General features: G+C 72.9%; 7 protein-coding genes. 3 read left to right on the top strand and 4 right to left on the bottom strand.

The genetic code is table 11. The annotated features are described in order from the left end of the window. The first annotated feature begins 2 nt into the window (after positions 1–2). Both QNJ30_26340 and QNJ30_26345 read left to right on the top strand, forming a co-directional pair. Positions 3–383, top strand: coding sequence for a hypothetical protein (locus tag QNJ30_26340; protein MDJ0946985.1), 381 nt, complete (start codon positions 3–5; stop codon positions 381–383). A 91-nt stretch (positions 384–474) separates the two neighbouring features. Then, complete coding sequence (locus QNJ30_26345; GenBank protein ID MDJ0946986.1) at positions 475–1,206, top strand: DUF2238 domain-containing protein; 732 nt, start codon at positions 475–477, stop codon at positions 1,204–1,206. A 24-nt stretch (positions 1,207–1,230) separates the two neighbouring features. Here QNJ30_26345 and QNJ30_26350 read toward each other — a convergent pair whose 3' ends face one another. The 3 genes from QNJ30_26350 to QNJ30_26360 all read right to left on the bottom strand — a co-directional run bounded on the left by QNJ30_26350 (position 1,231) and on the right by QNJ30_26360 (position 9,077). Continuing rightward, positions 1,231–1,662: a CBS domain-containing protein gene (locus tag QNJ30_26350; protein MDJ0946987.1), complete on the bottom strand. Its 432-nt coding sequence runs from the start codon at positions 1,660–1,662 to the stop codon at positions 1,231–1,233. Between the two features lie 84 nt (positions 1,663–1,746). Beyond that, on the bottom strand, positions 1,747–3,846 hold the full coding sequence (gene pbpC / locus QNJ30_26355; GenBank protein ID MDJ0946988.1) for a penicillin-binding protein 1C: 2,100 nt from the start codon (positions 3,844–3,846) through the stop codon (positions 1,747–1,749). Then, positions 3,843–9,077, bottom strand: coding sequence for an alpha-2-macroglobulin (locus tag QNJ30_26360; protein ID MDJ0946989.1), 5,235 nt, complete (start codon positions 9,075–9,077; stop codon positions 3,843–3,845). The genes pbpC and QNJ30_26360 overlap by 4 nt, the downstream gene beginning before the upstream one ends. A 174-nt stretch (positions 9,078–9,251) precedes the next feature. Here QNJ30_26360 and QNJ30_26365 point away from each other — a divergent pair, with 174 nt between their 5' ends. Further along, positions 9,252–9,935 carry an ureidoglycolate lyase gene (locus QNJ30_26365; protein ID MDJ0946990.1) on the top strand — a complete coding sequence of 228 codons (684 nt, stop codon included), beginning with the start codon at positions 9,252–9,254 and terminating at the stop codon, positions 9,933–9,935. Between the two features lie 14 nt (positions 9,936–9,949). On the opposite strand, the gene QNJ30_26370 is transcribed toward QNJ30_26365, so the two are convergent. Then, the coding region (locus tag QNJ30_26370; GenBank protein MDJ0946991.1) for an efflux transporter periplasmic adaptor subunit at positions 9,950–10,162 on the bottom strand (213 nt) is incomplete at its 5' end.

Consider the following 10,162-nt stretch of genomic DNA (forward strand, 5'->3'; position numbering starts at 1 on the left):
CCGTGTCCGACGGACGGGAGTCTTCTAGCGGCGACCGTGGCTCTTACAAGGAATCGATCGCGCCTTTCACCGACACCGACGTTGCGAACCTCCGTACCGCGTTGAATGAGATCGGTGGCTTCGCCGGTGCGGAGATCTCCGCGGCGCTCGCCGAGCTGGGAGTCCACGCAGAGGAGCTGAAGGCACTCCTTGATGGCCTTGAGTCGCCCGAAAGCCTTCGCACCGCGCCACGGCAGTGCCTGCTGGGCTTCTTCCTTCTGACGAGCCTGGTCTGTGCCGCCCTTGGCGACGAAGAGCTGGCGACGATAACGGGGCAGAGTCGCGATGCGCACGTCCTGACCGCGCGCCGCCTCTATCACGCCTTCGCACGGCGCAGCGGCTGAAACCGCTTGGGCTTCCGGCCGGCCCGGGTAGAATGTCGTCGCGTTCTTCGCCCTTCCGCAATCTGCCGCACATACCTCCGACATCGCCGCCATGACTCCCGCCCACACGCGCTATTGCCTGGTCCTCGCCGGCCTCTTCGCCGTTTGGTGGATCTGGCTCGCCATCGCGCCGCTGCACCGCGCCGATTGGCTGCTGGAGAACGTGCTGGTCATCCTTTTCGCAGTTCTGCTGGTCTGGTCCTACCGGCGGTTGCCGCTGTCGCGCGTGTCCTACACCCTGATCTTCGTCTTCCTCTGCCTGCACGTGGTCGGCTCGCACTACACCTATTCCGAGGTGCCCTACGACGACTGGATCCGCGGCCTGACCGGCGGCTCGCTCAACGAGGCCATGGGCTGGGAGCGCAATCACTTCGACCGGGCGATCCACTTCACCTACGGGCTGCTGCTGGCCTACCCGATCCGCGAGGTCTTCCTGCGGGTCGCCGAGGTGCGCGGCTTCTGGGGCTACTTCCTGCCGCTGGAGTTCACCATGGCGACCTCGATGCTCTACGAGCTGATCGAGTGGGGCGCGGCCATGGTCTTCGGCGGCGAACTCGGCATGGCCTACCTGGGCACCCAGGGCGACATCTGGGACGCCCACAAGGACATGCTGCTGGCCAGCCTCGGCGCCGCCCTCGCCATGGCCCTGACCGCGGCGCTCAACGCCCGCCTGCAGCGCGACTTCGCCCGCGAGTGGGCCGACAGCCTGCGGGTCAAGGGCCGCGAGCCCCTGGGCGAGGTCGAGATAGCCCGCATGCTCGAAGAGGACGAACGCCCGGGCTGACGCTCGGCCCGCCGCGCCTTCGCCTCAGTGCCCCGCCATGTAGGCGTCGCGCAGCACGGCGGCTTCAAGCTCCAGCTCGTCCAGCCGGTGCTTCACGGCATCGCCGATGCTGACCAGGCCGACCAGCCGGTTGTCCTCGAAGACCGGCAGGTGACGGACTCGGTGCCGGGTCATTAGGCCCAGGACGTGGGTCAGCTTGTGCTCGGGCTTGCAGGAGATGACGTTGCGGGTCATCACCTCGGCGACCTTGATCTCGCCCGCCTCGCCGCCGTGCTGGGCGAAGCAGTTGACGACGTCGCGCTCCGAGACGATGCCGATGACCTGCTGGTCCTCCATCACGACCAGCGCGCCGATGCCCTCCAGCCGAAGCTTCTTCGCGACGGTGCCGAGCGTTGCCCAGGGGTCCGTGGTGGCGACTTCGTGGCCCTTGGCGGCCAATACGGCTTCAACTTTCATGGCCAAGTTCCTCCGGACCCTCGATTCTACGCCGTCCAGAATCGCGGTCAACGATGCTGCCGGCACGGCGACGCGGGGCGCCGCTCACTCCGCCGCCGCCCGGACCCGGACCAGGGTCTGGTCGCGCCGGCCGTGGGAATCGATCAGGGTAATCTCGGCGAACCCGGGGCCGCCGGGCCGCCAGCCGGCGGTGCTGCGGCGCGACATCGGGCCGAGCGGCCGGCCGTCGATCAGCCAGGCGTAGGGTCGGGCGCCGCCGGCCGCTTGCAGCTGGACCGCGCCCTCCGGCGGCAGGACCAGCAGGCTGTCGTCCAGCGGGAAGACGATCCGCGGCGCCGAGGGCGCGCGGGCGTCGGCCTGCAGCGCCCCGCGCGGGCGCAGGCGACGCAGCCCGGGCGGCAGGTCGCCGGTCGCGGTCTCGCGCGCTGCGCCGGCGCGTCCCGGCCGGGCCGAAGGGTCCGGTTGCGGCAGCTGGCCGAAGACCTCGAAGAGCAGCGGCGCCGCGGTGTTGAGGCCGAAGCGGCCGGGGCTCGGCGTGCCGTCCGGGCGGCCGAGCCAGACCGCGACCGTGTAGCGGGCATCGAAGCCCAGCGCCCAGGCGTCGCGGAAGCCGTAGGATGTGCCGGTCTTGAAGGCGATCTCGCGCCGGTCGCCCGGCGTCCGGCGGAAGCCCGGCGGTCGCGGCGCCTCGGCCAGGATCGCGGCGACCTCTTCGCGGGCGCCAGGACCCAACAGAGGCGCCACGCGGCCGTCGGGCTTCGCATTCCGGGTGAGCCGCAGGGGCCGGACACGGCCGTCGGTGCCCAGGGCGGCGTAAAGTCGCGCCAGGTCTTCCAGCCGGGTGCCGACCCCGCCCAGCGCCAGCGGCAGGCCGGGCCGGTCGCCGCCGGGAAAGCGCAGGGTGACGCCGCAGCGGCGCAGGGCCTCGGCGAAGGCGACCGGCCCCAGGCTGTCGAGCACCGCCACCGCCGGCACGTTGAGCGAAAGCTGCAGGGCCCGGGAAAGGCTCACCAGGCCGTGGTGGGTCTTGCCGAAGTTGCGCGGCGCGTAGCCGCCGAAGACCCGCGGCGCGTCCTCGACCAGGGTCCGGGGATGGGCGAGGCCGCGCTCGAAGGCCAGGCCGTAGATAAAGGGCTTCAGGGTCGAGCCCGGCGAGCGCAGGGCGCTCACCATGTCGACCTGGCCGGCGCGCGCCGCGTCGTGGAAGTCGGCCGAGCCGAGGTAGGCCAGGACCGCGCGGTCCCTGCCGTCCACCACAAGGACCGCGGCGCTGGCCGCAGGGCCGAGGCCGCGGGCGCGCCGCTTGACCAGGGCTTCCAGGCGGCGCTGCAGGCCGCCGTCGATGGTCGTCCCGATCACCGCCGCCCCGGGCTGCACCCGACGCAGGCGCTCGGCCAGGTGCGGCGCCGCGAAGGGCAGCGGCCGCCGTGCGGCGGACAACGGTGCGGCCTTGGCCGCCGCCAGCTCCGCCGGGGTCAAGGCGAGGGCCGCGGCGGTCCGGTCCAGGACCCGGTTGCGGGCCTGCCGCGCGGCTTCGGGGAAGCGGTCCGGCCGCAGGCGGCTGGGTGCCTGGGGCAGGGCGACCAGCAGCGCCGCCTCCGCCAGGGTCAGGTGCAGGGGCGCACGTCCAAGGTAGGCGAGGCCGGCGGCGCGGACGCCCTCGACGTTGCCGCCGAAGGGCGCCAGGGTCAGGTAGAGGCCGAGGATCTCCGCCTTGTCGTAGCGCCATTCGAGCTGCAGGGCGCGGGCCATCTCGATCAGCTTGGCGGAGAAGGTCCGCGGCCGCGGCGCCAGCAGGCGCGCGGCCTGCATGGTCAGGGTCGAGGCGCCGGAGATCACGCGGCCGTGGCGGACCAGCTGCCAGACGGCGCGCAGCAGGGCCAGGGGATCGACTCCGGGGTGGTCGTGGAAGCGCTTGTCCTCGTAAGCCACCAGCATCCGGAGGTAACGCGGGTCGACGTCACCGATCGCCGCCGGCAGCCGCAGGGCCTGGTCCGGGCTGAGGAAGATCCGCAGCGGCCGGCCCTCGCGGTCGGCGACGACCTGGGCGGCGAGGCGATAGCGCGCGAGGTCCGGCGGATGGGTCCGGTCCAGGGCCCAGAGCCCGCCCAGGCCCGCCGCCGGCAGCAGTAGCGCCAGCGCGGCGGCGAGGAACAGCCAGCGGTGGCCGGGTCGGCGGCTCACTCCGCCGCCACCACGTCGATCCGGCCCGCCGGACCTAGGGCCCGGTACCGGCGCTTGTACATATCCTCCAGGAAGACGCCCGGCAGGGTGTAGCGGCCCGGGATCACGGCGCGCACGAGGTAGGCCAGGGTGAAGCTGCGGCGGCGCGGGCCCAGGTCGACCGCGGCGACGTAGCGGTCGTCGCGGGCCGCCGCGAAACGGGTCTCGCTCAGCTCCGGCAGGAAGCCGAAGCGTTCCGTCGCCTCTCCGCCCAGCTTGGCGTTCTCGATCTCGAAGCCGGCCGGCAGCAGATCGACCACCAGGGCCTCGTGGTCGAGCCGGCCGAGGGCTTCCCCCTCGAGCAGCACGACCAGCAGCTGGTTCTGCCGCACCGTCTCCGGGGCCATGACCGCGCCGTCTTGGCCGTAGTAGCGCCGCGTGACCAGAAGGCCCTGGGACTCCGGCGGCAGGGGCTCGACCGGCACCCCGCTGACGCTGCGGACCAGGCGGACCGGGGCCGTCCCGTCGTTGCGCACCTCGCTGCCCTCGCTCCCGACCTTCAGGTAGAGCGCGTCGCGCCGGGGCGGCAGCGCCGCGCCGTCGACGATCAGGGCCATCTCCTCGGCGTCGGCGCGGATCAGCGCGTGGGTGGCCAGCAGGAGCCAGGCCTGCTCCTGGGTGCTGAGATGGCGCCGCCCTTTGAAGCGGTCCTCCAAGGCCTCGATGAGCCCGCCGAGGTCCTCCCGGCCGCCGGCCGTCTCGGCCAGGATCGCCAGCAGGGCGGCATCGTCCCGCAGGTCGGAGCCGTAGTCCCACCACCAGCGCTCCGGGTTCCGCTCGCGCGCCGGCGCGGCCAGGGCCAGGACCAGGAGGTCGTCGCCCGTCTGGGCCTCCCCGAGGCTGTGCAGGGCGGCGGCGAGCTGGCCGAGGCCCAGGCGGGTGGGGATGTTCCGGCCGTGGCGCCGGGCGAAGTAGCGCAGCTCGCCGGCCCGCAGGGCGCCGGTCCGGGCCAGGACGTAGGCCGCGTAGGCGCGGGCGACCAGGTCGCGGTCGTCGCCCCGGGTCACGACCGCCCTCAGCCAGGCCTGGGCCTGGGCATAGGACGCCTCCGGCACGTGATAGCCCTGCTCCTGGGCCCGGGTCAGGAAGTCGAAGGCATAGGCGCTCAGCCAGGCCTGCGCCGTGCCGCCGGCGTACCAGACCGCGAAGGAGCCGTCGCTGCGCTGGCGGTCCAGGGTCCGCCGGATCGCGCCCTCGATCCGGTCGCGCAGGGTGGCCTCCCGGATCTGGTGGTCCCAGGCCTTGGCGACCTCGGCCAGGTAGAGCAGCGGCAGGGCCCGGCTGATGGTCTGCTCGGTGCAGCCGTAGGGATAGCGGTCGAGGGCGCTCAGCAGGGCCGGGGCGTCGAACTCCGGCCGCATCGCGACCGTCAGCCCGAGCTCGCGGGTGCCAGGCAGGAAGCCCTCGGCGTCGGCGGGCGACATGCGGGCCGTCTGGCCGGGCGCCAGCCAGGCGGTGACGCGCTCGGTCACCCGCGGCTGGGTCGGCCGGACGGCGATCTCCCAGTCGCGGCGGATCGGGTCGAGTCCCTCGGACTCGACGGCCAACGCGAGGCGCGCCGCGCCCACCCTTCCGGCTTCGAGCGCGAGGGGAAGCTCGCGGCGTTCGCCGTCGGCCAGGGTCACCTCGGCCGGCAGTTCGCCCCGCTGGGCCAGCCCGCCGGACAGCGCCAGATCAATGCTCAGCCTCCGCTGGCGGCCCGAGAGGTTCTGCAGCGCGATCTTGGCCTCCGCCCGGTCGCCCGGCGCCAGGAAGCGCGGCAGCAGCACTTCGGCGACCACGGGATCGCGGACCACCAGCGGCGCCGTGGCGGAACCCAGGGCGGTCTCGCCGTAGGCCACCGCCATGATGCGCAGGCGTCCGGCGAAGTCCGGGATCTCCAGACGGACCACGGCCCGTCCCTCTTCGTCGGCGACGATGTCGCGTTGGAACACTGCGACCGTGCGACGGGTCCTGGTGGTGATTCCTTGCGCATTGGAGGTCGTTGTCGATGCAGTCGTGACGATGGTGTCGCCGCCGGAGCGCTCCCGGCCGCCGGAGGCCGCGGGGATCAGGCGGCCGTAGAGGTCGCGCAGGTCCATGGCCAGACGGCGCTGGCCCAGGAAGTGGGACTGGGGCGCCGGGCTGGCGAAGCCGGTCAGCGAGAGGATGCCTTCGTCGACCGCGGCCAGGGTCAGCCGCAGCGGCTCGCCGCCGACCGCCGGGCCGTCCAATCGGATCGGCACCTCGATCTCCCGGCGCGGGGTCACGCTCTCGGGCAGCTCCAGCGCCACTTCGAGCTCGCGCTCGGCCCGGTCGATGGCGAACCAGCCGAGCCCCAGGGCGCGCACCGGCAGGTAGGAGGGCGCCCCGGCCTTGGGCCGGAAGGCGGTGACCAGCAGGTAGGCGCCCGGGCCCCAGTCGCCGTCGACCTTCAGAGCGATCTCGGCGCCCGCCTTGGGCAGCGCCAGCGTCTCGCTGTGGCGGATGCGGTCGTTGACCACCTGGACCAGGGCCAGGCCGGCGAAGGGCGCCTTGACCTGGGCGGTCAGGGTCTCGCCGTCGCGGTAGTCCCGGCGCTGCAAGGTCAACTCCAGGGCGTCGGGGGTGTCCGGCGACGTGCCGGCGAACCACCAGCCGCTGTGGAAGCGGTAGCTCGTCGCGCCACTGCCACCCAGGTCGTAGACCTCAAGGCGGAAGCGGCCGTAGTCCGGCGCCCGGGCGAGCCGCGCCCGGCCCTGGGAATCCGTCTCGATCTCGCCGCTGTCCAGTAGCTCGTCGCGGACCACGTAGCGGGACCGCCAGCGGCCGTTGTGGCGGTACCAGTTGTAGTCGTAGATCTCGCGCAGCCATTCATAGGCCAGGCGCCGTCCGGCGACCGGCCGGCCCTCCGGGTCGAGGGCCACCACGTCGAAGCCGGCGGTCTCGCCGCGCCGCAGCCGGTCGCCCCGGAACCGCGGCCGCAGGCCGACCTCGATCGCCCGGCTGCGGACCGGCAGCCGCAGGCTCGCGTTGACCGGCCGCCCGTCGACGTCGAAAAGCGCGACCCGTAGCCGGGCCGCGAGGGGGGCGCTCGCCTTGGGCAGGTCGCGCAGGCGCAGTGGCAGCGCTGCCCTGCCCTGCTCGTCGGTCTGGAAGCTCTGGCCTTGACCGCTGCCTTGCAGAGGGTCCTCCTGCACCAGCCCGAAGCGATAGTCTTCGTAGCCCTCGAAGGGCCGCGGATCCCGCTCCAGGGAAAGCCGCCATTCGCCGCGCAGCCCGGCGGCCGCCGGGCCGTAGAAGTACTTCGCGGCGACCTGCGCGCTGGCCCCTCGCTCCGGATCCAGGTGCCCGGCCTCGCTGCTCAGCTCGACGCCGATCCGCTGTGGCACGAAGTCCTCGACCAGGAAGGTCGTCTCGCCGACGCTCTCCGCTTCCGGGTCCAAGTGGGCGGTGACCGTCCATTTCCCGGCCCGCGCTGAGGGGCTCAAGGGGATCTCGAAGCCGAAGCCGCCCAGCGAGTCGCCCGGCGCGGTGTCGCGATGGATCTCGCTGCCGTCGGGCCGCAGGACCTTGACGGTCAAGGGCACGCCGGCGATGGCCGTCGCCCGGGCGTCGCGCAGCAGGGCCGAGAGCTGAACCGTCTCGCCGGGCCGGTAGACGCCGCGATCGCCGTAGAGGAAGGCGTCGACCTCGCCGGGCAGGTGCCGGCCGGCGACGCCGCGCGCGCTGAGATCGAAGGCCGGGCCGGTCAGGGCCAGGAAGTTGAAATCGCCGCCCCGGCGCCGGGCCGCCAGGTAGGCCGGCTGGTCGCCGCCGCGACCGCGGAGCAGTCCGGGCGCGAAGCGGGCCATGCCCCGGGAGTCGGTCCGGGCGGTGGCGAGCACGGCGTTGTTGCGGGCGATCAGCTCCAGGCGGACGCTGGACAGGGGCTCCGCCGTTTCCAGAGAGCGCGCGAAGACGCTCAGCCCGTCGCCGCCCTGCAGGGTCATCAGGCCCAGGTCCGAGACCAGCAGCCACTGGGTCGCCAGGCTCTTCCAGCGGCGGTCCTCCTTCTCCTGCTCGGGCGTGCGCGCGACCAGCACGTAGAGGCCTTCGCCGCGGGTATCCAACGCTTCCTCCAGGGAGACCTGCGTGATGACCTCGGCGTTCTTTTCCGACTGGACCCCGACGCGGCCTTCCCAGACCAGGGCGCCCAGGGTGGTCTCGATCTGGTCGGCGCCGTAGCCGGAAAGATCCTGGCGCATCAGGTTCGACAGCAGGGGCCCGACCAGGCCCCGCTCGTGGATGTGGTAGAGCCGGAGGCCGACCTCGTCGACGTTCACCGACTTGAGCGGCAGCCGCTTGCCGCGCGACTTCGGCAGGACGTAGCGCTTGCCGGCGAAGCCGATCCACGCCCTCCGGTCGGCGATGGCCAGGCTTCGCCGCTGCGTCTTCTCCAACACCATTCCGGTCGCCGAAGGCAGGCCCGCCTTGACCTGGAGACGGTAGCTCCGGCCGTGGCGCAGGCCGCGGAGGCAGAGCCGCTCGCCCCTGGCCGAGACGTCGACGTCCTCCGCCGGTTCGAGGGCGACGTAGTCGGCCGGCTTCAGGGGCAGCGGCTGGCGCAGCTTCTGCGAGAACACGATGCAGGCGCGCGGCACGGCGTTGTCGCTCTCGACGTCGATCGCGACGACGCGCAGCTTCAGCCTTTCGACCAGGACCTTCAGGCGTCGCCGGTTCTGGCTGTCGGGGAAGACCTCCTGCGCCTTGGCGTAGAGGTTGACCGCGGTCCGGTCCTCGCCTTGCCGCAGGTAGACCTCGGCCAGGATGCCGAGGGCGCGCGCGCGGCGAAGCGCGGTCCGGGCCGACTCGTAGCTCAGGTAGGCCGCCGCCGCGGCGTCCTCCAGATGGCGGTCTCTCAGATAGGCCTGCGCCAGGTCCGCCCAGTCGGCTGCGCGCCCGCCGTTGCGGATCGTTCGGGCCTCTTCCGGGCCGAGGCCGCGGCGCCTGAGGGCCGGCGAATCGAGTAGCCGGGTCAGTCGCGCCCGAAGCTCACGGGTGTCGTTGTCGGAGCCCCCGGCATCCCGGAGCTCGACCAGCAACTGCAGGCGCTGCTCCAGCCGGGCGGCCTCGTGCGAGAGGTCCGGCACCGCGAAGGCCGGGTCGATCAAGGGCGGCGGCGTCTCCGCCCTGCCCGCCGAGACCGGCGCAACGACAACAAGTGCTACGAAGAAGGCCGCCAAGCTCCGCATGATCACCCCCGAGGCTGGAGAGAGCCGAGGCCTCCACTTCGGCGCCCAAGCTGGGCGGGGCGGCGTCGGGAATGCGGCCGCTTCGGGCTTTTCCGTGAAGATACCGGGGCAGCGGGTCCACCGGGGCGGGGCGAGGTGTTAGCCTCTGCCCGGGAGCGCTTTAGGAGGCCCGTTATGCGATCAGACGACGCGGCGGTCGGCGCCTTCGCCGATCCGATCGACTATCTGAAGCCCGAGGTGCCCGGCCGGCTGCCACGGGTCCGGGTTCCCCTGGTTCGGGCGACGCCGGAGGCGCTGCGCGGTTGCGGCGAGCTGGTCGCGGACCGCCGGGGCTTCGAGGTCGAGATCGTGCCCTGGCCGCTGGCCGGCTGGCGCAAGCTCGATCCCGGCACCGGCATCGAGGGCGGGACGACCTCGGGCCATTTCGAGTTCGCCTGGCGGGGCGACCTGCTCTACGGCCGCAACGAGGCGGTCGACGGCCACTACCTCTTCGGCTGGAGCTGCGACCCGGAAGCGGCCTCGGCCGAGAACCCGGCGCCGGACCGCGCGCAGATCCTGCTCTGGCACGCCAACTATCACCCCGACGGCGGCCAGCTCTTCTACCCGCTCGACGGCTGCCCCTTCGTGACCATCACGGCACCTCCCGGGGACGACGTCACGCCGGATAGCTTCACCGCCTTCTACTTCGACGGCAGCCGGGGCTTCTACATCCACCCCGGCGTCTGGCACGAGGCGATCATCCCGCTCCGCGACAGCGGCCGCTTCTACGACGAGCAGGGCCGGGTCCACGGCCGGGTCAGCTGCAACTTCGCCAAGGAGTTCGGCGTTTTCCTGGAGGTGCCGGTCCGCGCGCCGTGACGCCGCGTCCTGGCTCAGTCCCGCGCGGTCAGGCGGACGCCCGCGACCACCCGGTCGCTGGGGTGCAGGACGATGCGCTGGCCGGCGTCGAGGCCGCCGAGGATCTCGGACTCCAGCCCGTTCTGGCGTCCCGGCTCGACGACGCGCTTCTCGGCCCGGCCCTCGGTCTCGATGAAGACGGCCCAGGTCTCGCCCTCCCGGAACAGGGCGTTCAGGGGCACCTTGAG

Source organism: Kiloniellales bacterium, from assembly GCA_030066685.1.
Lineage (GTDB): Bacteria > Pseudomonadota > Alphaproteobacteria > Kiloniellales > JAKSBE01 > JAKSBE01.

What these genes read in the sequence shown, in the direction of transcription:
- QNJ30_26345 (MDJ0946986.1), top strand. Translation starts at nt 475, where the DNA reads ATGACTCCCGCCCACACGCGCTATTGCCTGGTCCTCGCCGGCCTCTTC.
- QNJ30_26350 (MDJ0946987.1), bottom strand. Translation starts at nt 1,662, where the DNA reads ATGAAAGTTGAAGCCGTATTGGCCGCCAAGGGCCACGAAGTCGCCACC.
- QNJ30_26360 (MDJ0946989.1), bottom strand. Translation starts at nt 9,077, where the DNA reads ATGCGGAGCTTGGCGGCCTTCTTCGTAGCACTTGTTGTCGTTGCGCCG.
- QNJ30_26365 (MDJ0946990.1), top strand. Translation starts at nt 9,252, where the DNA reads ATGCGATCAGACGACGCGGCGGTCGGCGCCTTCGCCGATCCGATCGAC.